Source organism: Pseudofrankia asymbiotica, assembly GCF_001983105.1.
In the GTDB taxonomy this organism is placed as follows: domain Bacteria; phylum Actinomycetota; class Actinomycetes; order Frankiales; family Frankiaceae; genus Pseudofrankia; species Pseudofrankia asymbiotica.
In genome coordinates, this window is sequence record NZ_MOMC01000074.1 from 1 (window position 1) to 24,754 (window position 24,754).

At 69.0% G+C, this 24,754-nt stretch carries 27 protein-coding genes and 3 pseudogenes; 15 read left to right on the forward strand and 15 right to left on the reverse strand.

Translation table 11 applies throughout. From position 1 onward, the window contains the following. The 6 genes and pseudogenes from BL253_RS31335 to BL253_RS45565 form a co-directional block, all read right to left on the reverse strand. A pseudogene (locus BL253_RS31335) lies at positions 1-578 on the reverse strand (hypothetical protein); the annotation flags it as partial. Further along, positions 575-1,147: a nucleoside-diphosphate kinase gene (locus BL253_RS45560; RefSeq protein ID WP_420801736.1), complete on the reverse strand. Its 573-nt coding sequence runs from the start codon at positions 1,145-1,147 to the stop codon at positions 575-577. The gene BL253_RS45560 and the pseudogene BL253_RS31335, both read right to left, overlap by 4 nt. Continuing rightward, positions 1,093-2,085: a thymidylate synthase gene (locus BL253_RS31345; RefSeq protein WP_076820918.1), complete on the reverse strand. Its 993-nt coding sequence runs from the start codon at positions 2,083-2,085 to the stop codon at positions 1,093-1,095. The genes BL253_RS45560 and BL253_RS31345 overlap by 55 nt, the downstream gene beginning before the upstream one ends. Then, positions 2,082-3,089 (reverse strand): hypothetical protein, encoded by a 1,008-nt coding sequence (locus tag BL253_RS31350; protein ID WP_198946477.1) that lies wholly within the window; start codon positions 3,087-3,089, stop codon positions 2,082-2,084. The genes BL253_RS31345 and BL253_RS31350 overlap by 4 nt, the downstream gene beginning before the upstream one ends. 80 nt (positions 3,090-3,169) lie before the next feature. Beyond that, positions 3,170-3,334, reverse strand: coding sequence for a hypothetical protein (locus BL253_RS44195; RefSeq protein ID WP_241835309.1), 165 nt, complete (start codon positions 3,332-3,334; stop codon positions 3,170-3,172). 84 nt (positions 3,335-3,418) lie between these two features. Next, positions 3,419-3,796, reverse strand: a pseudogene (locus BL253_RS45565) (ATP-binding protein); the annotation flags it as partial. Positions 3,797-4,002: 206 nt separating this feature from the next. On the opposite strand from BL253_RS45565, the gene BL253_RS31360 reads away from it, so the two are divergent. Further along, positions 4,003-5,220 carry a helix-turn-helix domain-containing protein gene (locus tag BL253_RS31360; protein WP_076820920.1) on the forward strand — a complete coding sequence of 406 codons (1,218 nt, stop codon included), beginning with the start codon at positions 4,003-4,005 and terminating at the stop codon, positions 5,218-5,220. A gap of 43 nt (positions 5,221-5,263) precedes the next feature. Here BL253_RS31360 and BL253_RS41940 read toward each other — a convergent pair whose 3' ends face one another. Continuing rightward, positions 5,264-5,875, reverse strand: a complete 612-nt coding sequence (locus BL253_RS41940; protein ID WP_131831615.1) for a hypothetical protein — start codon at positions 5,873-5,875, stop codon at positions 5,264-5,266. Positions 5,876-6,003: 128 nt separating this feature from the next. On the opposite strand from BL253_RS41940, the gene BL253_RS31365 reads away from it, so the two are divergent. Beyond that, on the forward strand, positions 6,004-6,918 hold the full coding sequence (locus BL253_RS31365) for a hypothetical protein (RefSeq protein ID WP_131831616.1): 915 nt from the start codon (positions 6,004-6,006) through the stop codon (positions 6,916-6,918). Between the two features lie 151 nt (positions 6,919-7,069). On the opposite strand, the gene BL253_RS31370 is transcribed toward BL253_RS31365, so the two are convergent. Continuing rightward, positions 7,070-9,040 (reverse strand): WD40 repeat domain-containing serine/threonine protein kinase, encoded by a 1,971-nt coding sequence (locus BL253_RS31370; RefSeq protein ID WP_076820922.1) that lies wholly within the window; start codon positions 9,038-9,040, stop codon positions 7,070-7,072. Between the two features lie 12 nt (positions 9,041-9,052). Beyond that, the gene (locus tag BL253_RS31375) at positions 9,053-9,610 is read right to left on the reverse strand and encodes a hypothetical protein (protein WP_076820923.1); all 558 of its coding nucleotides are present in this window, start codon (positions 9,608-9,610) and stop codon (positions 9,053-9,055) included. 434 nt (positions 9,611-10,044) lie between these two features. Here BL253_RS31375 and BL253_RS31380 point away from each other — a divergent pair, with 434 nt between their 5' ends. The 8 genes from BL253_RS31380 (at position 10,045) to BL253_RS31415 (ending at position 15,040) form a co-directional block, all read left to right on the forward strand. Further along, positions 10,045-10,239, forward strand: a complete 195-nt coding sequence (locus BL253_RS31380) for a hypothetical protein (RefSeq protein ID WP_076820924.1) — start codon at positions 10,045-10,047, stop codon at positions 10,237-10,239. After that, the gene (locus tag BL253_RS31385) at positions 10,236-10,469 is read left to right on the forward strand and encodes a hypothetical protein (protein WP_076820925.1); all 234 of its coding nucleotides are present in this window, start codon (positions 10,236-10,238) and stop codon (positions 10,467-10,469) included. The genes BL253_RS31380 and BL253_RS31385 overlap by 4 nt, the downstream gene beginning before the upstream one ends. 147 nt (positions 10,470-10,616) lie before the next feature. Then, positions 10,617-11,489, forward strand: a complete 873-nt coding sequence (locus BL253_RS31390; protein ID WP_076820926.1) for a DNA cytosine methyltransferase — start codon at positions 10,617-10,619, stop codon at positions 11,487-11,489. A gap of 40 nt (positions 11,490-11,529) precedes the next feature. After that, positions 11,530-11,739 carry a hypothetical protein gene (locus BL253_RS31395; protein ID WP_076820927.1) on the forward strand — a complete coding sequence of 70 codons (210 nt, stop codon included), beginning with the start codon at positions 11,530-11,532 and terminating at the stop codon, positions 11,737-11,739. Positions 11,740-11,848: 109 nt separating this feature from the next. After that, positions 11,849-12,172, forward strand: coding sequence for a hypothetical protein (locus BL253_RS31400; RefSeq protein ID WP_076820928.1), 324 nt, complete (start codon positions 11,849-11,851; stop codon positions 12,170-12,172). 5 nt (positions 12,173-12,177) lie between these two features. Beyond that, a complete protein-coding gene (locus BL253_RS31405; RefSeq protein ID WP_076820929.1) occupies positions 12,178-12,387 on the forward strand; it encodes an ABC transporter permease in 210 nt (69 codons plus the stop codon). A 73-nt stretch (positions 12,388-12,460) separates the two neighbouring features. Next, a complete protein-coding gene (locus BL253_RS31410; protein ID WP_076820930.1) occupies positions 12,461-14,596 on the forward strand; it encodes a cell division protein FtsK in 2,136 nt (711 codons plus the stop codon). Positions 14,597-14,782: 186 nt separating this feature from the next. Next, positions 14,783-15,040, forward strand: a complete 258-nt coding sequence (locus BL253_RS31415; RefSeq protein WP_076820931.1) for a hypothetical protein — start codon at positions 14,783-14,785, stop codon at positions 15,038-15,040. On the opposite strand, the gene BL253_RS31420 is transcribed toward BL253_RS31415, so the two are convergent. Further along, positions 15,037-16,473, reverse strand: coding sequence for a recombinase family protein (locus BL253_RS31420; protein WP_076820932.1), 1,437 nt, complete (start codon positions 16,471-16,473; stop codon positions 15,037-15,039). The genes BL253_RS31415 and BL253_RS31420 overlap by 4 nt on opposite strands. Positions 16,474-16,542: 69 nt before the next feature. On the opposite strand from BL253_RS31420, the gene BL253_RS31425 reads away from it, so the two are divergent. The 3 genes from BL253_RS31425 (at position 16,543) to BL253_RS31435 (ending at position 18,605) form a co-directional block, all read left to right on the forward strand. Beyond that, positions 16,543-17,010 carry an SAM-dependent methyltransferase gene (locus BL253_RS31425; protein ID WP_076820933.1) on the forward strand — a complete coding sequence of 156 codons (468 nt, stop codon included), beginning with the start codon at positions 16,543-16,545 and terminating at the stop codon, positions 17,008-17,010. A 97-nt stretch (positions 17,011-17,107) separates the two neighbouring features. After that, positions 17,108-17,755, forward strand: a complete 648-nt coding sequence (locus BL253_RS31430; protein WP_198946478.1) for a TetR/AcrR family transcriptional regulator — start codon at positions 17,108-17,110, stop codon at positions 17,753-17,755. A gap of 34 nt (positions 17,756-17,789) precedes the next feature. Further along, positions 17,790-18,605, forward strand: coding sequence for a PIG-L deacetylase family protein (locus BL253_RS31435; RefSeq protein ID WP_076820934.1), 816 nt, complete (start codon positions 17,790-17,792; stop codon positions 18,603-18,605). 9 nt (positions 18,606-18,614) lie between these two features. Here BL253_RS31435 and BL253_RS31440 read toward each other — a convergent pair. Next, positions 18,615-18,875 (reverse strand): annotated as a pseudogene (locus BL253_RS31440) (DUF2277 domain-containing protein); the annotation flags it as partial. A gap of 171 nt (positions 18,876-19,046) precedes the next feature. Here BL253_RS31440 and BL253_RS31445 point away from each other — a divergent pair. Continuing rightward, the gene (locus tag BL253_RS31445) at positions 19,047-20,768 is read left to right on the forward strand and encodes an AMP-binding protein (RefSeq protein ID WP_076820935.1); all 1,722 of its coding nucleotides are present in this window, start codon (positions 19,047-19,049) and stop codon (positions 20,766-20,768) included. On the opposite strand, the gene BL253_RS31450 is transcribed toward BL253_RS31445, so the two are convergent. Then, the gene (locus tag BL253_RS31450) at positions 20,765-21,772 is read right to left on the reverse strand and encodes a DMT family transporter (RefSeq protein WP_076820936.1); all 1,008 of its coding nucleotides are present in this window, start codon (positions 21,770-21,772) and stop codon (positions 20,765-20,767) included. The two genes, BL253_RS31445 and BL253_RS31450, sit on opposite strands and share 4 nt — an antisense overlap. Before the next feature lie 148 nt (positions 21,773-21,920). Further along, on the reverse strand, positions 21,921-22,463 hold the full coding sequence (locus BL253_RS31455) for a CGNR zinc finger domain-containing protein (RefSeq protein WP_076820937.1): 543 nt from the start codon (positions 22,461-22,463) through the stop codon (positions 21,921-21,923). 39 nt (positions 22,464-22,502) lie between these two features. Between BL253_RS31455 and BL253_RS31460 the strand changes: the two genes are divergently transcribed. Beyond that, a complete protein-coding gene (locus BL253_RS31460; protein ID WP_076820938.1) occupies positions 22,503-23,633 on the forward strand; it encodes an EamA family transporter in 1,131 nt (376 codons plus the stop codon). A 112-nt stretch (positions 23,634-23,745) separates the two neighbouring features. On the opposite strand, the gene BL253_RS31465 is transcribed toward BL253_RS31460, so the two are convergent. Then, entirely contained in the window at positions 23,746-24,174 is a 429-nt protein-coding gene (locus BL253_RS31465; protein WP_076820939.1) for a VOC family protein, read from the reverse strand. Between the two features lie 54 nt (positions 24,175-24,228). Continuing rightward, entirely contained in the window at positions 24,229-24,672 is a 444-nt protein-coding gene (locus tag BL253_RS31470) for a helix-turn-helix transcriptional regulator (protein ID WP_241835311.1), read from the reverse strand. Positions 24,673-24,754: the final 82 nt, after the last annotated feature.

The following is a 24,754-nucleotide window of genomic DNA, read 5'->3' on the forward strand; positions in this document are numbered from 1 at the left end:
ACTCCCGTGCGGCGCTTGTGGCCGATCGCGGTACGGAGCGAGCGGACGGTGGTGTCACTCTTGGAGATCGGCTCTACGCGAGTGTCCGTGATTCCCGCGTAGGTAAACAGCAACGTGACCCGCAGATGCTGTAGCTGCTCTAGCTCCCCTAGATCGGCTTCCGTGACCTTGAAACGGGTGATGACGAGAACGTGGTTAGTAAAGCCACGGACATCAAGGGCATGAAGAACGTGGAAAAGATGTGGCTTCACGCCCGGAAGGAAAGGGTCGGTGGCCTTGTTGAACAGTTGCACGGGCGTGACGTGAGGTCGGAACGCCGGATGGGAAACTAGCTGCTCGACAGCATCGTCGGTCGAGCACAGGAGGTGTGGAACCTTGACCTCGAAGTTGCCCCAGAAATGCCGAACACAATAGCCGCAGTCCAGGGGACAGCCGATGATGTGATTGAGCGATAGTCCCGACTTCCGGTAGCCGACCACGAGGGACATGTAGGGGTCGAGCTTCGCCTTTTCGGGCTCGGAGAGGTACGGCAGKCTTCGGGGTCCGGGATCAATGATCATCGTTGGGTCGATCGTCATGAAGTCACTCCTTCAATCGTAGCGTCGTGGAGTAAATGACGGTTTGCGGTGCCGTACCAGATGGCGAATTCGCGTTCGGCGCCGRCTGGATCATCGGAGGTGTGGATTACGTTCGCGACAAGACGTCCGTCGGCCCTAGCTCGCTGGAATGAATCGACGCCAAATCGCCCACGAATGCTTTCTGGGGCCGCGTTGGTCGGGTCAAAATTTCCTATGAGGATGCGTAGCCTGCGGGCAATATCTGGGCCATATGCGAGCGCGATAGCGACGGGGCGACCAACGTAGGTGGAACACAAGTCGGCCTGTACATCAACCCACGTGAAGYGGGGGCGCCGTGTAGTAAGTAGGTCGTCGTAGTGCGCGAAAATTTGCGTCTCGGATGGTCTCACAATACGGCGGTCTACTAGCGCGGCCTCAACAGCGACAGCCTCTAGTACCTGGTCCATTAGGCCGCGCGCGAGACAGTCCGGTTTGAGTAAGACGACAGACCATTTTGTCCAGTCGATAGCGATGCTCACCGTCCTACTCCGGTCGGCTGCTGGGACGGCCATCTTTGCTCGATGAGCCATCGGTGTCCCGGTCGTAGAAGATCGAGTTTCTCAGGCGTGAGGCTGCCGTCCTGCGTGATTTGCCGATGAACCTCGAACAGAGCTACTACTTGGCGCCAGTACGGGTGCATTCCTTTCCCGTCGTCCGCACCAAAAGCACAGCTATTAGCCCGGAGTCGCTCTTCCCAGTGTGCGACTTCAGAAAGTATGGCCATGGTAACCGGCGGCATGGCTACGGGTCTGAAAGTAGGGCGGGGCGGCTCGGCAAGGATCGCGTCGACCTTCTCTCGGTCTTCCATATTCAGATGCATCGATCCGACATGATGCGAGTAGGTGCCGACCTCGACTCCGAGTAKCCGGGCTGCGAACTCCTGAATAAAGGTGAATGCAAAAATGTCACCGAGCATGCCGACGACCGCGTCATTGCCACGCATGTACGCGGACATGTGAAGTCGGTCCCGCCGTAGCATGAACTGGAGTCCGAGAGTGCAGGCGACGTCGGGGTTGGCCGGATCGACGAGTTCATCGGGACGCATTATGATCATCGCGGCACGCTTACTGTCGGCATCCGAGCGCAATAGAGCGAGTACCCGATCGAATTGACTACGTCCGTCAGCGCCACCCGTGGTGAACAGTCTGGGGCCGTATGCGGTGCCGGTCAATGTGTACCCATCGGCGGAAAACTTGCGCAGCGTGGGAGCGTAGTGAGCGATCATCTCAAGGTCGTCACGACCGGTCAAATACCACAGCGCCTCGGCGTGGTTGAAAATGATGTTCGCCTTGCGCGCCGCAATGTACGGTGTCCGCGCCCGAGGATCGGCGATCGTAAAGCTGACGTTCGTGATCTCGACGGCCGCTTTTCCTCGCGTCCAGGTCGAGTGGGCGGGTTGGTCGCGGAGTTCCGTGAGCACGCGCCGGTACGCAGGCTCGAACGTGGGAAACGTAGGTCCGCCGATCATGAACGCTCCTTGAGAATGCGTACTGCTGCGCGAGCCTGAGTCGAGCAACGAAACGGTTCAACCCGCGCCAGACATGCTGCGATCAGGTCGGCATGTCTTTCCGTACCGGCGATCGACCGGAGCCACGCCACTCTGTCCGTGACGTCACGGCCATTCGTTACGTGAAGCTCCGGCGGCGCGTACCGGTCCGCGTCGTATACATCGGCCGGTACGAGCGGGAGACAGCCAGCCAGCGATGCTTCCCACCACCGCGAGGTCATGTGACCGACTCGCCGGTATCGGTGAGGCAGCAAGAGAACGGTCGCTAGGGCGGTGCGGTGAATTTGTCTCACTTCGCGGTAGCGAACCCTGCCAGTGAAACTCACCCACGGCCACTTCTCGAYGCGCGGCCACTTCCCCGAAACCTGATGTGAAACCAGCGCCGCAGCCGGGGCGAAGAAGTTGTTGAAGTGGTCGTCACGGTCGTACTGGTTACCGACGTAGACCAGATCGAGCGAACGCGGGCGAGCGGCCAGAGATCCTGGGTCTGCTTCGTCGACGAGTTCGTCAGGAACCGGGCAAGGAAGAAAGTCGGTGCCCGGCAGAGGAGACGTTGCAAATTCGCAGACGCGAACCTGAGGAAGGTTGCGTAGCGGACTGTCGATGGCCAACTGTCGGTCGAGATCCCATAGCAGCGTCGGAAGTCGCCTCGCGCGCGTGTAATACTCAACCAAGTCATTTTGGCGATGCAGGTCGCAGGTGTGCCCCGGACTACCACAGACAGTGGTGTTTCTTCCGAGAAGCGGCCACCGCCATTCCAAGAGAACCGCATCCAAAGGTGGAAAATTCACAGAGTCCCACCGGTAACGGTCGGTCAGATCGCAGCCGGCCTCATCAAGGTCACGGTTCGTTTGCAGAAAGACAATTTCGCATCCGGCGGTGACGAGTCCATCTACAAAAGGTCGCCGGTAGGCGCGTGCTCCATCCGGTGTGTCCAGGACTCCGTTTCCCAGAAATCCCCACATGCTGTAGCCCAGACGTATCGGACTTAACAAGGTTCCCGCCCCGCCTTTCGGTCGATCCGCCGCGCAGCGCTACCGGACGCTCAGCGACCGGTTATGAGCGTCGCGACGTCGGGTGAGGTCCGGTCGGTCGGGTCTTCGTGCCAAGCATCGAGCKCACGTAGCCGGTCGGCGACACGCGACAGAACCTTCGGATCGGTGCTGTACTCGATGATCGGCGCGTTCGACATGGGCGCGGGATCGGGCACGGGCTGGGGCCTCCGCGTCGGCATCGGTGCCTCATCAGGCTCGCTCTGTGGGCGCAAGACCTGCCCAGGGAACCGTGCCCACACGACTACCCCGCCGCTTCGCGCGCGATAGGCACCCCATCGGCTAGTGATCGCCGCGACCAGTGCAAGGCCCCTACCTGACTCGCAGTCCACGGGAGGGTGYCGGACGTGCGGCTGGGTAGCGTCAGGCCGGTTCCAGACCTCGATGGCCACGTTCCCGCTCATGACCGACAGACGGGCTGCGATGAACTCGTCATCCGGCCGGCTTGCTTGTACGGCGTTGGTGACCAGTTCTGACACAACGAGTTGGGCGACCTCGACGGCCTGCGGGTCGACGGACCACGCTGTGAGCGTTTGAACGGTTCTCGCGCGTACGGCCGGTACGGCTGCGGCTACCGGCGCGAACCGCGTGACGGCCTGAGCAATGACGCCAGCGGTCACCGCGGCTTCCTCCCTTGGTTGTGCTGTGGCCGGCAGCCCAGCCCCAGGACCGCGCAGGCGGTGAGGTCGGCGGGGCTGGGCGCCTAGAGGAAGGCTCTCAGTACATCAGCGTTAACTGAACGGGCGTGGCGTCGTAGTCTGCTGACGCGGGGCGTCATAGGTAGGACGCTACGGGTGAGTTTCCGGCGACGAGGGTAGGCGGTCCGATGACGGATACGGACCTGGGGGGACGTCTGAGCCAGGTACGGCGACGGCGCGGACTGACGCAGGAGGAGCTAGGCGAACGATCCGGCGTGTCAGTGGCCGTGATCAATAAGCTAGAGCAGGGGCAACGGGAGAGCGTCCGTGTCGTGACGCTGCATGCGCTCGCGCGGGGCCTCGACATACGGACGGCAGAGTTGTTCGAGGGAGCGGCCTACATGGACGACACAGAGGAACGCGGCAGGGTGGCGCTGCTGCCGCTTCGCCGCGTCCTAGAACCAGCGCCGCCCGGACACGGTCCATCAGCGGACGCTGTGTCGGTCGGTGCGCTGCGAGTCATGACAGAAGACGTCGCGCGGCTGTACAACGACTCACGGCTGAACGATGCCGTGACCGAGTTGCCCGCCGTGCTGGCCACAGCCCAAGCGGCCGTAGCAGCGTCCGACGACAGCGACCGCGCGACTACGGGGCGACTGCTCGCGTTCACCTACATCATCACCGGTTCGGTACTGATCCAACTTCGGCATGAAGATCTCGCCTACAGCGCGATACGCCAAGCGGCCGATGCTGCCGCGTCGGTGGGAGACGACCTCATCCGGGGCTCCACCGCGTCCTACCTAGCGTGGATCTTCCTGCGGCAAGGGCGTTTTTCCGACGCGGAAGAGACAGCCGTACGAATGGCGGAGGAAATCGAACCGTCGTTGTCGCAAAGTACCCCAGAGCACATCTCGATATGGGGYCGGCTTCTCGTTCGCGCATCGGCATGCGCGGGGCGCAACAACTCCCCTGAACGGGCGAGCGACCTTCTGAGACTCGCCAGATCTGCCGCMGCAAGGGTGGAGCGAGACCGTCTCGACTATGGCCAATACTTCGCATCGTTCGGACCAACGACCGTGGCCGCGATGGAGGTCGAAATGGCGCTGACCACGGGCGACGCAGTCCGAGCACTGGCGCTGGCGCGCACTGTGCCGTTCTCTGCACATATACCCCAGTCAACATGGACCCGACACCTGCTGGCGGTAGCAGAGGCGCAAACCGCCGTGCGGGACTATAACGCCGCTGTAAATACAGTGGGTCAACTGCGGGACACCGCACCTGAGTGGCTACGAAACCAAAAGCTTGCGCACTACATCGTGCGTGATTTGCTAGACGCCGCGACCGTGCGGCGCGCGCGCAAGGTGGGGCTTGCGGATCTCGCGTCGTATATGGGTCTGCGCCCTTAGCCCGCCCACTCGCTTGCAGTTGCAAGCGGGCTGCAAGCGCAGGTCAGGGCTGTTGTGGTGTGCATCGGTGTGTCCGGGGGCCGCGTCGCGGTCGGGCATAGGTGAGGCCCTCCGCGCGCATGGTCTTGTTGGCCATGATGCGGAGGGCCTCATGTATGTCCGAGGGAGCGACCCGCCGGAAGGTCCGTAGGGACGGCGGTCGGCGGGCGGGTGTGTAGGTAGCGGGAAGTGTGACGTCGGGGTCGGTGCGCTCGGCGAGCGCGAGCGCGAGTTCAATGATCACGTCTGGCTCGTAGGCGCGGGCGAAGCGGTCGACGCTGATGCCGTAGCGCTTTGYGATCAGGGTTCTGCGGCTGGTGAGGGTGGTCCGGGGCTTCCCTTCGAGTGCGAGAAGCGTGCGAGCCGCGTACTGGGCGTCGCCGGTCAGGGAGTCGACCGCGTCGACGAGCTTGGTATGCGCGTCGCGTGCGGCGGTGGGGGCGCGTCGCCCGGCGAGGCTGGCCCGGAAACTGGCTCTACGGGGCTGCGACGGCCTCGGGCGGGCGCTACCCGCTACCCGGGAACGCCCCGGCCCGGTCGTCGCCCGTCGTGCGGCGGGGCGCAGGCCTCTTTGACGTGCGTGACCGCGCTCCGGCGCGGAACAGTCCGCGTCCATGGCTCCCGCCTGACCTAATGGCGGGAGGAATTCGGCACGTGCCGCCTGTAAGGCGGCCCCGAACCGGCGTTGGCGCGCCGACCCGGGGCCTTGATCCACATCCCTGCTGAGACAGGAGACGAAGACCCATGTCCAGTGTCCCGCCATCCGGTGGCTCTGCGTGGCGCAACCCCCCACGGGCGTATGTGGCGTCGATCGGTGACCGCCACCATCTGACCGTCCTTCCCGGTGCCGACCCCGGCGACGTCCGCGCCGCGGTCGCCGCGCTCCAGCCCGGCTCCTACCTGACGTCTCGCCGCTCGCCGCGTGACCGCGACGGGGTGGTGCTGGTGTTCCGGTCGTGGCCCGACGGGGACGCGCCGGTGGACGCCGACGCGCCGACCACTCCGGCCGGCGGCTGGACGCCCGAGGTCGCGGCGCCGGTCGCCGAGGTCCCGCCGGACCTGCTGCGTACGGTCCGCGTGCGCCATGACCGGGCTCCGGTGCCCGCGTGGTGGACGACCGTGTTCAGCACGATCGTCGGCGGGCCGTGGGCCGACCGGCACGACGCGACTAAGGCCGGAGCCGATGACCCGGACGCGCGCGCGGTCTACGGCTGCGCGCAGCCAGACGGCACCGTGGCCGCCCGCCCCGCCCCGGACCAGCTCTCCTGGGAACGCCACCTGTGCACCCATCTGGACCGGTTGCGCGACGACGACGGCGGCCCCGTCCGCTCCCTGCGGGACGACGTCGCGATGCTCGCGCTCCAGGTCGCCGGGGCGCTGGTCGCTGCCGGGTTGCCGCTCGCCGAGACCGGCGGCGCCGAGCCGCACGGCGGCGCGCTTGTCGTCCCGGCCCGCCACGCGACCCCCGCCGGGGTCGCCATCGGCTGGGCCACCCACCCCCACCTGCCCGCCCTCGGCGTCCACAGCGAGGCCACCGCCGCGACGCTGCCGGACGTCATGGGCTACGCCCTCGCGTCCCTACTGGGCACCCTCGGGTTCCGCATCCAGCGGGGTGCTGGCACCCATGCCCATCTGGTGACCGCCGCCCCGACCACGTAGCCGGCACCGACGCGCGTCCACGCAGGCGGCCCCCGACCCCACCGGTCGGGGGCCGCCTGCGTTGCGGCGGCATCGCCGTACGTCCGACCCTGTGCCCCCACCATCCGGCCTCGGGGCTGTTCCGGGGCGACGCCCCGGCGCGTCTTTCGGGTTACGCCGGTGCGGGCCAGATGGTGACGGCGCCGTCCTGGTATGCGGTAGCGAGGGTACGGCCGTCGCGGCTGGTGTCGATGGCCGTGAGTTCACCCGCGTTGCTGTTGAGCGTGGTGACGGTCCGGAGCGCGGCGGGGTTGCTGAGGTCGAGAATGCGTGCGGTGTGGTCGGTGGCCGCGATGGTGAGTGTCTGGCTGTCGGGTGTGAAGGCGGCGGCTCGGCCGGGTCCGAGGGCGTCGCTGATTTCGGTGGCGATTGTCGGGTTTTCGATGTTCCACAGGTGTATGGAGTTGTCCTTTTCGATGGTGGCGAGTCTTTTCCCGTCGGGGCTCACGGCCATGCTGGTGATTTCGTCGAAGCGTGCGATGGCGGCACCGGTCAGCGTTCCTGTGTCGTCTCGTAGCTGGGCCGCGAGGGCGGTCGCGACGATGGGAAAGGTGTTTCCGGGGACGTAGGCGATTCCGACGATCGGGCCGGCCTGTGTCTGGAATTCGCCGATGTGTTCCGGCGCGGCGGGGTCGGTGATGTCCCAGAAGTGGACGACGCCAGCGGTGTTGCCGCCCGCGAGGGTGCCATCGGCGCCGACGGCGAGGTGGTGTATCTGGCCGCTGGTGATGGTCGAGAGCGCGGCGGGACTCGCCGGATTGCTGAGATCCCACAGGTGGATGGTGTCGGCGTCGGCGGTCGCGAGGATACGGGCGTCGGGGGTGAAGGCGGCGGCGGTGGCGGGTGGGGTGTCCAGCTCGGCCAGGGCGCGTGGGTGGGTCGGGTCGCGTAGGTCGATCAGCCGGGGCTTCGCGGTGTCGCTCGCGACGAGCAGGAGTGCGCCGCTGGGGGCGTAGCGGACCGCCGTGACAGCGCCGGTGGTACGCAAGGTGGCGAGCGGCGGGCGTGTGTCGGTGGTCGACGACGCGGCGGGTCGCGTCGTGGCTGCCGCCGGAGCGCCTGTACGCGGCGTGGATGCGCCGCGAACCAGGATGAGGGTGATGGCGAGGGCCGCCGCGAGGACGCCCGCTGTGGCCGCCGCGAGGATCCGGGGCGCGCGTCCGCGGGGGTGCCGCGGTGGCGGCTGGGCCGGCGGGTCGAGCGCGGGCGTGGGCGCCGGCGTCGTCTGCTCCAAGGCTGCCGGCATGTCGGCGTGGGTAAGGCGGCGGGCTGGCGGCGGGGCGGCGGCGGCGGGAAGTGTGATCACTTCCTGGTACAGCTCGGCGGCGGTTGGGCGCTGGTCGGGGTCCTTGGCCATCGCGGCGTGGATGAGCGCGGCGAGCGGCGGGTCGATCCCGTCGGTGTTGGGCGGCCGCCGGGCGATGGCGTGGATCAGGTTTTCGATGTTGTGGGCTCGGCCGAACGGGTAGCGGCCGGTCGCCGCGTGGATGACGAGGCCGCCCCACGCGAAGACGTCGAGAGCGGGGGTGGGTTCACGGCCGGAGGCCTGTTCGGGGGCCATGAACGGCAGGGTCCCGACGAGGCCCGGACCGGTGATGAGCGTCAGTTCGGCGTCGATCGCGCGGGACACCCCGAAGTCGATGACTCGGGCGCCGGTGGGCGAGAGGATGACGTTTCCGGGTTTCAGGTCGCGGTGGATCAGCCCGACGTCGTGGATCGCGGTAAGCGCCGCGGCGACATTGACTCCGGCCCCGAGAACCTCCAGCGGTGAAAGGGGGCCGCCGCGCCGGACGGCTGCGGCGAGAGTCGGCCCTGGAATGTAGTCGGTCACGAGATAGGGCGGTTCGGCGTCGAGGTCGGCGTCGAGGATCGCGGCGGTATAGAAACGCGGAACCCGGCGGGCGTAGTCGACTTCCCGCGCGAGCCGGGCGCGGAACGCGGGGCCGTCGAGGGCTTGGTGCATGACCTTGACCGCGACCAGGTGACCGCCGGGGTTCCGGGCCAGGTAGACGGTTCCCATGCCACCGGCGCCGAGGCGGCTTATGAGCGTGTAGGGGCCGATGTTGCCCGGGGGCGTGGTCACCGGCGGTTCGCGCTACCCGCGTTCGCGGGGCGCGCGCCCGGCGTCTGGTACCGGGGTGCCGGTCCGGTACTGGTCGGGCGGAGCCGGTGCGTGGCGGGGGCGGCTGTGCTCGGGGGCGCCGTGGGTGGTCAGGTCGCCGAGCCGGGCGCGCTGGTAGATCTCCATCGCCAGCCTGCGGACGAGGCGCGGTTCGTGGTGGCGGCGGATGGTGTCGCCCGCGACCCGGTAGTACGTGCCGGCCTGCTCGCGCCGTTCGGTCCGGGTGAGCATCGGGCGGCGCCCGGCGGGCCGGGCGGCCGGGTGCAGGTCCAGGAGGGCCTCCAGCGCGGGGGCGGCGGGCCGCCCGAGCGCGGCGACCGCCGCGACGATCAACCGGTGTGTCCGGATCGCCCGGTCATGCACGCTGCCCGCGCCGCTGCCGGCCGGGAACACCAGGTCGGTCAGCGCACGGCCATCCTCGGACGCGACCAGATCGGCCGGATGCGAGACCCCGTGCGCTAGCAGTCCGCGCACCAGCGCGTCCAGCCGCTCGACGAGGTCAGCCGGATCGGATGGGTCGGGACGCGACATGGCTCCCTCCTGCGTGATCGGTCCGTACCCGGACGGGCACCCTTCGGACACTGCCCGCGATCAGGCAGATACGGCATCGGATTCGTTCGGGCTTGTGACGCCGTTGTGCCGTCCACGCGCCCGCCGGACCGGGCGCGCGCCGAGGCGGCGCACGGGCGCGGGTAGGACGTCGGGCCACATGTCCGGCGTCGGGTGCGTGCCGGATCGGTGCCGGGTTCACGCCGGGCTGGTGCCGGGTTCACGCCGGGGTGGCGCCGCCGGAATGGCGCCGCTCCGGCGCCGGGACCGCGCCGGGGCGGCGCCGGGTTTAGCCCAGGGAATTTGACGGTTTGAGAACTGCGCGGATAGCGGCGGCGGCGAAAAATCGGTAGTGCAAACGCGGCCTCCGGGAATCGCCGGGTCCGTATCTTCTCTCCGTATCGTCGGGAGCTTTCATGCGCCGTTACTACTACCGTTCGCCGTGGTCGCCGATCATCCGCTGGTCGCTCGGTTTCGGCCTGCTGTTCGTTGTCCTTTCTTTGTTCTCGTTCGTCGCGTCGCGCGTCCTGTCGGTCGTCGGCCCGTTCGTGATCGTCGCGGGCCTGGTCTGGGCGGGGTTCGTGGTCGTGTCCCGGATGCGTGACCGGTGAGGTTCGCTATCGGGCTCGACCCGTTTCCCGGCCCTGGAGTCCACCTGGCCAGGTGGCCGACGGCGTTCCTCCTGGTCGACCTGTCCTGGTGGCTGCTGGAAACCGTGCTGGCGGTCGGTCTGAACTGGCGAGCCGTGCGGGCGTATCCGATCTCGGTTCGTATCTGGCTGGCCGTCGTGTGGGTGCTCGCCTCGGCGTCTCGTTTCCTGCTCTTCCTGGCGCCCTCGTAACGCCAAGCGTCCGGCCTGGCCGTGATTGCTTCCACGGTCCGTCACGTAACCACGGCTCGCCGGAACGACAGGTATCCCGGCGGGATCTGCCGTAATTCCCTGCCGCCGCCCTCTGGGTGTCGGCCTCTACATTCCTTGGACGATTTCATGGCGACTGTATTGGACCTGTTCGCGGGCCCGGGGGGATGGTCCCTTGCCTGCGCACGCCTCGGATTCACCGATATAGGAATCGAGTTCGACCCGTCTACCTGCCGTACTCGCGAGGCCGCCGGCCTGGTCACCGTCGAAGGCGACGTGGCCGCTATGAATCCCGCCGACTTTGACGGGGTCGCTGGTCTTATCGCGTCCCCGCCGTGCCAGCCGTTCAGCGTCGCGGGCCGGGGCGGCGGGCTTTCCGACCCGCGCGGGCCACTGGTCTACCAGCCCATGCGCTACATCCGACGGCTGCGCCCCGGCTGGGTGGCGATGGAGGAGGTCCCCACGGTCCTACCCCTGTTCAAGGGCTTCGCGGCCCGCCTACACGGCCTCGGCTACGCCACCTGGACCGGCATTCTGCGCGCCGAACAGTACGGCATTCCTCAGACCCGGCGGCGCGCTTTCCTGATCGCCACACGAAACAGCCCCACCATTCGCCCGCCGGCACCCACCCATAGTCCTTACCAGCGGGGCGGGCCGCGTGTCTCGCCGCCGTTGAAACCCTGGCGGTCGATGGTCGACGTTCTCGGCCGCGGACTCGTCGACCGGCCCTCCTACACCGTCACCACAGGCGGCAACGCGTGGGGCGGAACCTTCGCCCGTCGCACCCTACGGCAGGCCAAGGAAACCGGCCGCTGGACCGGCGCCCCAGACCCCCTCACGGTCGCCGAACTCGCCGCTCTCCAGTCATTCCCTCCGGACCACCCCTGGCAGGGGACTAAAACAAGCCAGATCTCCCAGATTGGTAACGCCGTCCCACCTGACCTCGCCTACGCCGTTCTCTGCTCCCTCGCCGTCGCCGTTCCCCACACGAAAGCGGCCTGAACACTGCTCAATYCCATCAGTCTCCAACCGGAGGTTCTCCGTGCTCTACCGCCGTGACCGTTACTACCACCGTCCGCTTTTCTGGTGGATGCTGGTCCGCTGGTTTCTGATCATCGCACTGTTGTACCTCGTGCTTTTCGCGTTCTCCTACGTGGTGCAGCACGTCCTACCGGTCATCGGCCCCATTCTGATCGTCGGGGGTCTGGTCTACGGCGGAATCGCTCTGGTCCAGCGCGGCCGGAGCCGGTGAGACTCCCGAGCGGCCTCGACGCCCTTTGCGGCGCACATGTGGAAACCGCCTTCCCTGACAACCAGCTAGCCACTGTCCCCGCCTTTCTCATCCTTGAAAAGGAAATCACATGCTTTTCAGCTACAACACGACGCCAGTCGACGACCTCGGGCCGCTGACCCTGGGCGATCTGGCGATGCGATCCGACCGCGCGMACGACGACCACCTCGCGACCTACACCGCGACCGAGGTCCTCCACAAGGTCTTCATGTCCACCCCGGACTATGACCAGGAATTCTTCGACACCATCGACGCGGCACGCCGACTCATCCAGACCTACCGCGCGAAGACCTACCGGGAATGGCGTGCCGCCTATCGCGTCTGGGCCACCGCCGCCGGGTACGACATTCCCCCGGACGAGGCCGCCGAGCCAGGTGACGAGATAGAGGCCTAAGCGACATGCAGACGACAACCACGGTCATCATCCTTCTCGCCCTTCTCCTCGTGACAGCACTGATCGCGCCGCGGCTACGCGCTCGCAGCCTCGTCCCGCTCGTGTGCATCCTGCTCGGCTGGTTCTGGGCCGGGCCGGGATTCGTCCCCACCATCACGGCCGTCACGGAGGCAATCCGCGACTTCTTCGGGTCGCTACCCATCCACCTCAACTAATCCCGTGTGCGTGCCTCCGCCGTGCCCGCACGGCGGAGGCACGCACCCCCGACGTGGTTGCGGAGATATCGCCATGTCCAAGGAAAACCTCCCCGTCCCGGTCGAACGCTCGGGATGGGTTCCCGACCTTCCCGCCGTCCGCACCGAACTTGAGGTAGCCGGGCGTGAGCGCAGCTATGAATGGGCGCTCGATCCGCCCCCGGACCGTCGACCGGTACCGGTCGATCCCGTCTCGCCTCCGGCGGCGGTCGAGGGCACCCGCCGTCCGGTGATCCCGCCGCCCCTGCGGCGCGGACAGCGCGCCGCGACCCTGCGGCACGCCGGCGGCCGGTGGGCGCACACCAGCGCCTACCACGCCGTGCGCGCGCCCTGGTACGCGGTACTCGTCGCCAAGGCGGCCGTCATCGGCGTCGGTCGACTCGCCGTACGGTTCGGCCGGTGGTGGACCGTCGCCGAGTCCGCCCCGGTCCGCCAGGCCGCCGCTGAAAGCCGTGACACCGCGCTGTGGCTACGTCTGGCCCGCGACCTACGGGCCACCCGCCGGACCCGTTCCCTAACCGTGCTGGCGGCCGCCGTGGGCCTCGTGACGGTGCTCGCCGTTCTGGCGCCCGCGTTCGACCGGTGGTCGCCGCTGGAACGCTTCGCCGCCACGCTCCCGCTGATCGGCGCACTGGCCTACGCCGGGCGTCCGACCGGACGGCCGCTGATCGCTCCGGCGATCGTGGCGCCCCGGTTCCGCAAGCTGTCCGCCGATATCGTCCTGCGCGCGTACTACGCGGCGAAGCTCGGCGCGGACAAGGACGACCAGCGGGTCACGTTCGGTTCGCCCATGGCCCGTGACGGCGACGGCTCGCGCGTCACGGTGGATCTTCCCTACGGGAAGGGATTCACCGACGCGGTGAAGGCCCACGGCGCGATCGCCTCCGGCCTCGACGTGGCCGTCACCCAGGTCTTTCTGACCCGTGATCCGACGTCGCACCGCCGCCACACGCTGTGGGTGGCCGACCGCGACCCGCTAGCCATTCCCGCCGGACGCACCCCCCTGCTACGCGGACAGCCCACGGACATCTGGACTCCCGCGCCGTTCGGCCTCGATGAACGCGCCCGACCTGTTGTCCTCGATCTGATGTGGAACTCGATTCTTGTCGGGGCGCAACCTCGGCAGGGAAAGACGTTCTCGCTCCGGCTTCTCGGCTTGTTCGCYGCCCTCGACCCGTATGTGCGTATCACCGTGGCGGACGGTGGAGGGAAACCCGACTGGCGGAAGTTCGAGACCATCGCCGACCGGGCCGTCTTCGGACTCGCGCCCACCCGAGACGGCGACCCGGTGGAAATCCTCATCGACACGTTGCGGGAAATCCGCACCGACGTGCAGGCCCGCTACGTCGCACTCTCCGACCTACCCCCCGACCTGGTACCAGAAGGGAAACTAACCCGAGACATCGCCCGGAACCCGAAGTACGGCATGCCCGTGCGGATGCTTCTACTCGACGAGTTCCAAGAGTTCTTCTCCACGGGAAACCCGACCGCCKACACCGAGATTGCCACACTGCTGGTCTATCTGATCAGGGTCGCTCCGGCGGCCGGTGTCATCATCGGCAGCGCCACACAGCGACCCTCGGGAATCGGGTCCGGGGACGTCGCACGGAAGTTCACCGACTACCGCGACAACCATCTGGTCCGTTTCTCACTGCGTACCGGTTCGTGGCAGGTCTCAGACCTTGTGCTCGGCGCGGGTGCATTCAGCGAAGGACTCGACTCGTCGTTGCTGGCCGCCGAGCACAAAGGCGCCGGGATTCTGCGCGGCGCCAGCGACGTAAACCCCACGGTCCGTACGTTCCTGGCCGACGCCGAAGACGCCGCGCACCTGCTCACGATCGCCCGGAAGTTCCGCGAGTACACCGGCACACTCAGCGGCCAGGCCGCCGGACAGATCACCCCCCGCCAACAGCGCGACGTCCTGGCCGACGCGCTGTCGGTATTCGCGGACGGCGCGTCCGGCCTGCACTGGACCGAACTCGCCGCACGGCTCGCGACCGCCTACCCCGAGCACTACCGCAACGCCACGGCAGAAGCGATCAGCGCGCAGCTACGGGCGCTCGACGTCCCGAGCATCGCCGTCCGCCGAGACGGACAGGTCCAAAAGGGCGTCCGCGTGGCCGCGATCCGCACCGCCCACCAACGCCGGACCACCGGCGGCGGGACGTAACCGCCAGCCGGGGGTGTAACTCCAAAGTTACACCCCCGGTTACCCCCACACCCCGCCTGACTAGCACCGACGCCACCCAGTAACCGGTAACCGCGACCCGCCCCCGACGCCCGAAACCCCCCGCCAACCGCGCCCGCGACCCGCCGACCCCGTTACCCGTTACCCGTTTCCGCAAGGAGCCCCACCGTGAGCGCCGCCGACCCGCCCGAGACAGACGCGGTCCGCCGCTGGCTCGCCGAACAACGCGCACGCGCCCCCGAACCCAGCGACATCACAGGGCCGGAGGAAGACACCCCGGACCCTCCCAGCGGCGTTGACCCTCTCCCGCCCGAGGAGATCGTCGTGATACTCCCGGCCGAAGACTTCAGGCTCCCTGACGTACTCCGGCACATCGAAGCCGGAAGGATCGTGCGCATCATCGCCGTTCCCCCGCCATCCACCTAGCGGCTTTCCCGGCGGAAGCACAACCCATTACCAAGGTCCACGATTGCGCCCGCGTCACCCGTGCCCGTGACACCTGGACCAATCGTGATGCCCCACTGCCCGCCATCCGCGGACAGCGCCAGACCCCATGACTGTTTGATAGCGCGGACCATTCCCCGCTTCACCTCGATGTCACCAGCCGCCCACATCTGGYCGACCGTCTGCCCGGTTTCCGCATAGTCATACATGTCAGGGACAACCACGAATCCGTCGATGGCCGCCCRCAGGGCCTTACGCGCGGCGACCAGCTTGTCTAGCTCATCATCGTCGTCCGTCACGGAAAGACGACCTTGAATCCTGGCAAGTTCCGCCCGCATCTCGTCCCGTTCGTGACCGTTCCCCGCCACACGCTGAAACGCCAGAACCGGCGTGACGTCACCGGACAGCATCGCATCGATGACGTCGATCACGGGCTGGGCGTCACAGCCGGTGAAAACACCGCACGCCTGACGCTGCTTGGCGTGGCCACCACACCGAAGCTTCGGAGCGCGCGGGTTTCCCGCCGGGGTCCGGCCACCGTGCACGTGAAGCTTCGCGCCGCACGACGGGCACCCGAGAATCCCRCTCAGCCAGTTAGCGGCCTGCGCCACCGGACGGCCACCCTTGTTCCCCCGTCCGTCCGTCATGTTCGCGGCAAGTACGTTGTTCGCCCGCCACCACAACGGCGACTCGACCACCGGGGCAACCTGATGCCCCCACACCTCGGTAGCACCCTCATGCGTATATCGGCATTCCACCACCCCCGTGTGATTCGCGGAAAATCGCACAAGGTTCTTAATCGACGCCGGGTACAGATCATAACGGCGACCGATTGACAGCAAGGACTCGCCGTCAGCGACACGCTCGTAAATATCCCTGACCGCGTCCGGGTTGGCACAGTAGGCTTGCTTCGCGTAGCGATCCCCGCGWGTCTCCCAGAACGCCGGCAGCGGACCATGGTGCCCACTGTTCGCGATAATCATGGAGATCCCTCGGTACGTGGTCCGCCGTACCGTCTGGGACTTCTCGGCATTCGCGTGCTGCGCAACCAGAGTGACAATACGGCCGGCAAAATCCGTCTTACCGAACTGAGGCTCAGCAATCGAGATGACGTCACCACCCGCCGACCGAATACCCAACAGGATCTCCGCCTGCGCGTCCAGATCGTCACGAYGGTCAAGCCGGGACGACTCGGTAACCAGAAGCGCCGAGTAGTCGCCGCGCGCAATATCGGCGATCACCTCACGCAACGCCGGCTCCTGCGCCCCATGGCTCGCCGAGTACCCATGAAGCCGGAACCACTTGACGATCGTGATATCGCGCTGCGCGGCCTCCTCCGTAAGGATCTTGACCTGCGACGTCTCGTCCTGGCTACCCGTGGACACCCGGACAAACCCCGCGCCTAGCTCGCCCACTGTCCCACCCTAGGTGTCGGTGCCGATCTCTGACACCGTGCACACTACCCGACACTCTACGACCCGTACGTGCTCRTCCACGCCCGGGCTTTACTGACCAGCGTTCCCAAGGACGCGACCGCGTATCTGCAGGCCGACCTGCGTGACCCGGAGAAAATCCTGCAGGACGCGACGGCCACGCTGGACCTCTCCCGCCCGGTCGCGGTCCTGCTGCACGGCATGCTGCACTTCGTCCTGGACTCCGACAACCCGGGCCAGGCCATCCGGACCCTCGTGGACGCGGTCCCGTCCGGGAGCTACCTCTCGCTTTCCCACATGGCCGCGGAGATCCGCCCGGAGACCATCCGCAGCATGGACGAGGTAAGCCCGAGCAGCCCGGTCTCCACCGTCTACCGGACACATGACGAGGTCGCGCGTTTCCTGGACGGCCTTGAGCCCGTCGAACCCGGCCTCGTCGCGGTCTCGGGGTGGCGTCCCGATCCCGGCGCCGACACCGCCCCGGTACCCATTTGGGCGGCGGTCGCGCGGAAGCCCTGAGCCGCGGCATCGCGGACCGGGAGGAAGACTCTTCGATCAACGTTAGACGTCTGTCGAGCAAGATTCGACAGGCGTCTAGCCGACTATGCTGATGACGATGACCTCGCCTCGATCCGAAGCCCGCACAGCACGCGGGCGTACCCCGTCACGGGGCGAGCGACAGGTCGACGGAGAGCGGACACGGGCCGCGCTGCTCGACGCCGCGCTCGACGAGTTCACGGCCAAGGGCTTCGCGGGTGCCCGCGTGCGTGACATCGCGACGCGCGCCGGCGTCAGCAAGGACCTCGTCGCCTACCACTTCGGCGGCAAGGACGGGCTCTATCTGGCCGTCCAGGAAGCCTGGCTCAGGCGCGAGGACACCTTCTCCGATCCCGACCTCCCCCTCACCGAGCTGGTCGCCCGCTATCTGCGCGACGCGCTCACCGACCCCCGCCCGCTGCGCCTCCTGCTCTGGCGCGGCCTCACCGACCCCGACCACGCCCCACCCGACGCCGACCCCGAGGCCGAGGATCTCACCGCCACCCGCGCCCGCCAGCAGCACGGCGAGCTACCAGACGACATCGAACCGGCGATGCTCCGGTTGCTTCTCCTCGCCGCCGTCGCCGCGCCGGTCGCGTTCCCCGACACCACGGTCCGGCTGTTCGGGACCTCACTCGACGATCCCTCCTTCGAGGAGCGCTACCTACAGGGACTCCGGGGCCTGCTCGCCCATCTTTCATCCGCGGCTGCTACATCTGCGCAGTAGGCCGCGTTCCCGCATCAGGCGTCCGGAGGCGTTCGTGAGCACCGTGGTGGCCCTGCACGCGCATCCCGACGACGAGGCGCTGTGGTGCGGCGGGGCGCTGGCCATGCTGGCGGCGGCCGGCCACCGCGTGGTGATCGCGGTCGCGACCGACGGCCACCAGGGTGACGGGGCCGACCCTGAGGCCGGCGTCCGGCTGGCCGAGCTGGACGCGAGCGCGGCGGCGCTGGGCGCGGCCCGGGTCGTCTACCTCGGCTATGCCGACAGCGGCCACGGCCCGCTGTTCTTTCCGGACCCCGCGGACCGGCAGCGGTTCGCGCGCGCCGACCTCGACGAGGCGGCTGGCCGGCTCGCGGACCTGCTGCGCGAGGAGAAGGCGTCGGTTCTGCTCAGCTACGACGCGCGCGGCGGGTACGGGCATCGTGATCATGTTCGGGTGCACGAGGTCGGGGCCCGGGCCGCCGACCTCGCCGGCGGCGTCCGCGTGCTGGAGGCGACGCTCCCCCGCGAGACCGTCCAGCGGCTGGTTCGGGTCGGCCGGCTCGGCGCCGTGTTCCGGCCGTCCGCGCCGCCTGGCCAGGCCGCGGCGGCGGAGCCTGCTCCCCCGATGTTCACCCCACGCCGCGAGATCGCCTACCGAGTCGACGTCCGCCGGTACACGCGTCAGAAGCGCGCCTCACTCGCCGCGCACGCCTCCCAGCTCGCCGGCCCGCGCGCTCCGGCCCGCCTTCGCCGCTACGCCACCCGTCTTCCGGTTCCGTTGTTCGCCCTCCTCGGCGGCCGCGAGTACTTCAACGACCCGTCCGCCACCCCCGCCGCCTCGTTCCTGGACGTCTTCACCGACGCCGTCTGACGCCACCGCGCGGCCGAGGCGGGCTCGGACCTCGGGACGGCGCAGCGGCGGGAGGGTCGCCGGAGGCTGGCGGCGCGCCGGGAGCGCGTCCAGCAGGCGGTGGACGATCGCCGCCACGTCGGTGACGGCGCCGTCGAACGCCTCCGCCGCGGCCGGCGGTGGCTGGCGCAGACCGCTGACCTTCCGGATGAACTGCAGCGCGGCTGCCTCGATCTCCTCGTCGGTCGCCGACGGCTCGAGACCGCGCAGCTCCGTGATGTTGCGGCACATGCCTCCACGGTAGATCCCGGCGCCGACAAGCCGGGCCCGCGGACCTCTTCTCCTGACTCGCCGGACGAAGGCTCGCTCCCGGGTTCCGTACGCGGCCGATCCGACCTAACGTCAGTGATCGGCGTCACACAATCGGCGGCGGGGCGCCCGGTGGATCTGGAGGCGGGACGGATGGTGGCCACGACGAACGGGGCGACCTCGGGGGCGAGCGACGACGCCGGTACGGGTGCGGGCGCGGGCGCGGGCAACGGCCCAGGCACGCCCGACCCGGCGCTCGAGGCCGCCCGGGCGTACACCTGGGTGACGCAGCTGGTGCGGCACGCCCATCAGGTCCCGGACGGCGTCGCCCTGCGGTTCGACGGGCGCGGCGTCACCTGGTCCGAGCTCGCCGACCGGGTGTCACGGGTCGCCGCGGCGCTCACCCGGCGCGGGATTCGGCCGGGCGACCGGGTCGCGACGCTGATGCTCAACCGGGTCGAGCACATCGAGACGATCCTGGCCGCCGCCTGGGCGGGCGCGGTCGCCGTGCCGGTGAACTTCCGGCTCGTCGGCGCCGAGGTGGCCTGGATCCTGGACAACAGCGGTGCCACGGCGCTGGTCGTGGACGAGATGACCGCGCCGGTGGCCGCGGCGGCGCGTGCCCTGGTCCCGGTCGAGGTGTGCCTGGTGGTGGGCGGCGACCCGGGGCGGGCCGGGGCCGGAGCCGAGGACTTCGCGGCGGCGGTCGCGGCCGAGCCCGAGCGGCCCGACGAGGCCGGCGCGGCGGGGGTGGCGGGTGGTCGCTTCCCGTACGCCCTCGTCCGCGAGACCGACACGTTCCTGATCATGTACACGTCGGGGACGACCGGGAATCCCAAGGGCGCGATGCTGACCCACCTCAACCTGCTGATGCAGGCGATCACGGCGACACGTTCCTACCAGCTCCTCGACGGCGAGGCGGTGGTCCTCGTCAGCGCCCCGCTCTTCCATATCGCCGGGGTCGGCGCGCTGGCACCGGTGCTGCTGACGGGCGGGCGGGCGGTCGTCATGCCGACCGGCGCGTTCGACCCGGTCGCACTCGTCGACCTGATCGCCCGCGAGCGGGTCACCAACGCCTTCCTGGTACCGACGCAGTGGCAGGCGGTGTGCGAGGTGCCCGGGCTGCGTGAGAAGGATCTGGCCCTGCGGTCGATGTCCTGGGGCGCCTCACCCGCGCTCGCGTCGACGTTGACGGCGATGGCGGCGGCCTTCCCGGGCGTGGCGAACGTCGCCGTCTTCGGCCAGACGGAGCTGTCGCCGGTCACCTGCGTGCTGGATGGCGCCGACGCGCCCCGCAAGCGGGGGTCGGTCGGGAAGCCGGTGCCGACGGTGGCGGTACGCATCGTCGACGACGAGATGCGCGACGTGCCGCGCGGCGAGGTCGGCGAGATCGTCTACCGGGGACCGGGGCTCATGTCCGGCTACTGGCGCGACCCGGAGGCGACGGCGGCGGCGTGCGCCGGCGGCTGGTTCCATTCCGGCGACCTGGTGCGCGAGGACGAGGAGGGATTCCTCTACGTCGTCGACCGGAAGAAGGACATGATCATCTCCGGTGGCGAGAACATCTACTGTGCCGAGGTCGAAAGCGTCCTCGCCGGCCACCCGAAGGTGCGCGACGTGGCCCTGATCGGCGTCCCGCACCCGCGCTGGATCGAGACGCCGCTCGCGGTTGTCGAGCCCACCGACCCGAACGACCCGCCGACGCTCGACGACCTCCTCACCTGGACGAAGGAAAGGCTGGCCTCCTACAAGAAGCCGACCGTCGTCGAGATCGTCGACGTTCTCCCCCGCAACGCCAGCGGCAAGGTCCGCAAGATCGACCTCCGAGCCCGCTACGCGAACCTCCCGGCGCGCAACCCGACGACGTCCGACTAGCGGACGGGCCTGTGACGTGACATGGCCCAGCCGCGCACACCCGGCCGGCGGGCCGACGGCACGGCCGACGGGACGGCCGACAGGGCGGCCGACGGGACGGCCGACAGGGCGGACGGGATTACCAGGGATGGCTCGGCCGGTGCCGGTGGCCGCGGGGAGCTCGTCGCCAGGACCGAGCCGACGAGGATCAGCGCGAAGCCGACGCCGATGGACCAGGTCAGCGGCTCGCCGAGGAAGACCGCGCCGGCGGCGATGGCGACCGCCGGGTTGACGTAGGTGATGACGGTGGCACGGGCGTTGCCGACCTCGCGGATCAGCGCGAAGAACAGCACGAACGCCAGCGCCGTGCAGATCACGCCGAGGGCGACGAGCGCGCCGAGAACCCGGGCGCTCGGGACGGCGCTCGGCCAGGTCGCGGCGGCGGGGCCGGCGTAGACGAGCACGGCGAACGTGAGGCAGGCGGCGGCCATCGGCAGCGACGGCACGTCACCGAGCCGGCGGACGGCGATCAGGGGAGCGACGGCGTAGCAGATCGCGACGGCGAGAACCTCGAGGACCGGCCGGAGGCCGAAGCCGTGAACACCGGGCACGGCGAGCGCCGCGACCCCGCCGGTCCCGATCGCGAGACCGAGCCAGCGAGCCGCGGTGATGCGCTCGGGGCCACCGGCCAGTCGGGTCACGACGATCGCGGTGACCGGGGCGGCCGCGACCAGCAGGCCGGTCAGCGAGCTGGACAGGTGCCGTTCGGCGTCCGAGAGCAGAATCCACGGGCCGAGGATCTCGATCGTGGCGAACGCGAGAATCGGCTTCCAATGGCGCACCACCTGGGTGCGGCCCGCCCGGTCACGCAACGCCAGCGGCGCCAGCACCAGCGCGCCAACACCCGTGCGGGCCAACACCAGCACCGGCCCCGACACCCCTTCGACCGCGACCTTGATGAGCAGATAGGGAACTCCCCAGATCACGCTCATCGCCGCGAACAGCGCCCAGCCCCGCCTCGTCATCCACGCACAACCTTCCGGCCGGGCCGGCAACCCGCTTCAGTCCACGGCGGTCCGCGGCAGTCCGCGTACGGCCATCGCACGCGCCGAGCGTGCGCCGGACTTCAGCTCACGTCCATCTACTTTTTGTCGGGGAAAACGCTAAGAATCTCTATATGGTCGACCCTCGCCGGCGGGCACGGTAGGCGGCGACGGCTTCGCGGTTACCGCAGGCGACCGAGCAGAAGCGGCGGGAGCGGTTGCGGGACAGGTCGATGACCAGGCCCTCGCAGCCGTCGGCGGCGCAGACGGAGAGACGGGACATCTCGTCGAGGCGGATCAGGTCGACCATCGCCATCGCCGTCTCGACCATGATCCGGGTGATGAAAGGCGCGTCCGACGGAACGGCGTGGACGTGCCAGTCGAAGCCACCGTGCCGGACCAGGCGCGGGACGGCGTCGGCGTCGGCGAGCACCTGGTTGGTCAGCTCGGCCRCCTCGTCGCGGCTGCCGGCGAGCAGGCGGCGCAGCGTCGGGCGCAGGGCGCGGACCGCGGCGAGCTCGGCCTCGTCCTCGTCGCGGTGGCCGGTGTAACGGAACTCGTCGAAGAAGTCGTCGAGCTGCTCGACGGTCTCGAGGGTGTCCGGCGGCTGGGCGGAGTTGACCAGCCACACCGCCGCCAGCAGCGACGCCTCAGTGTCATGAGCGAACAGCACGTTGACATATTACACCGATCGGACATAGCGTCATCAGTCATGAGGCCCCTGACACATGACGTGACGGCGGCGGGCGCCGCGCGCGGCGGAGCGGGAAGCTCCGGAGGCAGCGGACCCGCTGGCGAGGCTGGCAGGGCTGGCGGGTCCACGGCCGGCACGCTGTTGGCGCTCGTCTCGGCCGCGTCGTTCGGGATGTCGGGGGCGCTCGCGCGCGGGCTGCTGGACAGCGGCTGGACGGCCGGAGCGGYCGTCACCGCCCGGGTGACGATCGCGGCCGTGGTGTTGCTGGTGCCGGCGTTGGTCGCGCTGCGCGGACGGTGGGGATTGCTGYGGCGCAACGCCGGGCTGCTGGTCGGCTACGGGCTTATCGCGGTCGCCGGCTGTCAGCTGTGCTACTTCAACGCCGTCAATCACATGGAAGTCGGTTCGGCGCTGCTCATCGAGTACACCGCGCCGGTGCTGGTCGTGCTGTGGCTGTGGGCTCGGCACGGGCAGCGGCCAGGATCGCGGACGCTCGTCGGCGCCATCCTCTCGGCGCTCGGACTCGTCGGCGTGCTCGACCTGGTCGGCGGCACCCAGGTGAGCCTGACCGGCGTGCTGTGGGCTCTTGGCGCGATGGTCGGCGCGGCGATCTACTTCGTGCTGTCCGCGGCCGACGACACCGGCCTGCCGCCGATCGTGCTCGCCGCGGGCGGCCTCGTCGTCGGCGCGGTCGCGCTGGTCGTCGCGGGCGCGGTCGGGGTCGTGCCGATGGCCGCGTCGGCGGCGCCCGTGACCTACCGGGACGTGACAGTGCCCTGGTGGGTCCCGCTGGCGCTGGTCGGGCTGGTCGCCTGCGCGCTGGCCTACTGCGCGGGGATCGCCGCCAGCCGGCGGCTCGGGCCGCGCCTCGCCTCGTTCGTCGCCCTGTTCGAGGTGGTGGCCGCGCTCGGCTTCGCCTGGCTGCTGCTCGCCGAGCTCCCCCGGCCCGTCCAGCTGCTCGGCGGCGTTCTCGTCCTGGCCGGCGTCATCACCGTGAAGTCCGGCGAGTCCAGGACCGTCGCACCCACCGAGCCCGCGTCCGCGGCGGCGGCTGTGCCGGCCGCGGCCGCGACCGCGACCGCGGCCGAGGGGCCGGAGCTGGAGATCGAGGTTCCGACGGTCGAGGGGCTGACGGCCGCCGGCGTGTGAGCCGCGGGCGGCGTGACCACGGGCGGCGCGATCACGGGCCGCGCCGCCCGTGGGGCCGCGAGGGCGAGGCCTGCCCGCGTGCCTCCCGCGGCCCGCGCTCCGGCGGCACCGGTCAGACGAAGTCCGCCGGGTTGAAGTTCCGAGGCTCGACGAGGACCAGCCAGTTGCCAGAGTTGTCGCGCATGACCGCCTCGACGCCGTACGGCCGGTGGGATGGCTCCTGGACGAACTCCACACCCTTGACGGTCAGTTCCTCGTAGGTCTTGCGGCAGTCGTCGACCCGGAGCCCGAGCCCGCCTAGCTGGCCCTTGCCGAGCTGGCGGCGGTAGAAGTCGGCGGCCTCCTCGTCGAGCGGCGGCCCAGGGATCATGAGCGTCACATCCAGGTCCGGCTGGCTCGGGTGGCCGATGGTAAGCCAGCGGAAGCCCTCGCCCATCGTGATGTCGGTGCGCACCTCGAAGCCGAGCAGGTCGACGTAGAAGTCGCGGGTCGCCTCCTGGTCGAGGCAGTAGACGGTCAGCAGGGAGATGTTCGTGATCATGCGATCAGCGTAGGCGCGGCTCGGCCGAGCCGGCTTCTCCGAGATTGCGCGAGTTCAGGCCACCGGATCGCCCGCGGTGCCGCGCAGGTCCATGGAACCGCGCATGAACAGGTAACAGCCGGGGACATGCGGGGCGCCGCGGGCCGCCCAGCGGTCGCGGTAGGCCGAGGGCGTCTCGCCAACGAGCTGGGTGAAGCGCGCCGAGAACGACCCGAGACTCGAGAAGCCGACCAACATGCAGATCTCGGTGATGGTCAGGTTGGCGTGCCGGAGCAGGTCCTGTGCCCGCTCGATCCGGCGGCAGGTGAGATAGCGGATCGGAGTCTCGTCGTAGGTCGCCTCGAAGCAGCGGACGAGGTGGAACTTCGATACCCGCGCGACCCGGGCCAGCTCGTCGAGGTCGAGCGGCTCACGGTAGTTCCGATCGATGTGGTCGCGCACCCGCCGCAGGTGCGGCAACAGCTCCAACGGCACCGCCCGTGTCACCGTCGCGGCCACGTCGCACCTCCCCGGCTGGTGATCGGACCACGCCCCGACTGCGCGCCTCCCACCCTCCAGCATCCTCGGTCGCTCGGGCTCG

What these genes read in the sequence shown, in the direction of transcription:
- BL253_RS31365 (WP_131831616.1), top strand. Translation starts at nt 6,004, where the DNA reads ATGTCCAGTGTCCCGCCATCCGGTGGCTCTGCGTGGCGCAACCCCCCA.
- BL253_RS31375 (WP_076820923.1), bottom strand. Translation starts at nt 9,610, where the DNA reads ATGTCGCGTCCCGACCCATCCGATCCGGCTGACCTCGTCGAGCGGCTG.
- BL253_RS31380 (WP_076820924.1), top strand. Translation starts at nt 10,045, where the DNA reads ATGCGCCGTTACTACTACCGTTCGCCGTGGTCGCCGATCATCCGCTGG.
- BL253_RS31390 (WP_076820926.1), top strand. Translation starts at nt 10,617, where the DNA reads ATGGCGACTGTATTGGACCTGTTCGCGGGCCCGGGGGGATGGTCCCTT.
- BL253_RS31405 (WP_076820929.1), top strand. Translation starts at nt 12,178, where the DNA reads ATGCAGACGACAACCACGGTCATCATCCTTCTCGCCCTTCTCCTCGTG.
- BL253_RS31430 (WP_198946478.1), top strand. Translation starts at nt 17,108, where the DNA reads ATGACCTCGCCTCGATCCGAAGCCCGCACAGCACGCGGGCGTACCCCG.
- BL253_RS31445 (WP_076820935.1), top strand. Translation starts at nt 19,047, where the DNA reads ATGGTGGCCACGACGAACGGGGCGACCTCGGGGGCGAGCGACGACGCC.
- BL253_RS31450 (WP_076820936.1), bottom strand. Translation starts at nt 21,772, where the DNA reads ATGACGAGGCGGGGCTGGGCGCTGTTCGCGGCGATGAGCGTGATCTGG.
- BL253_RS31465 (WP_076820939.1), bottom strand. Translation starts at nt 24,174, where the DNA reads ATGATCACGAACATCTCCCTGCTGACCGTCTACTGCCTCGACCAGGAG.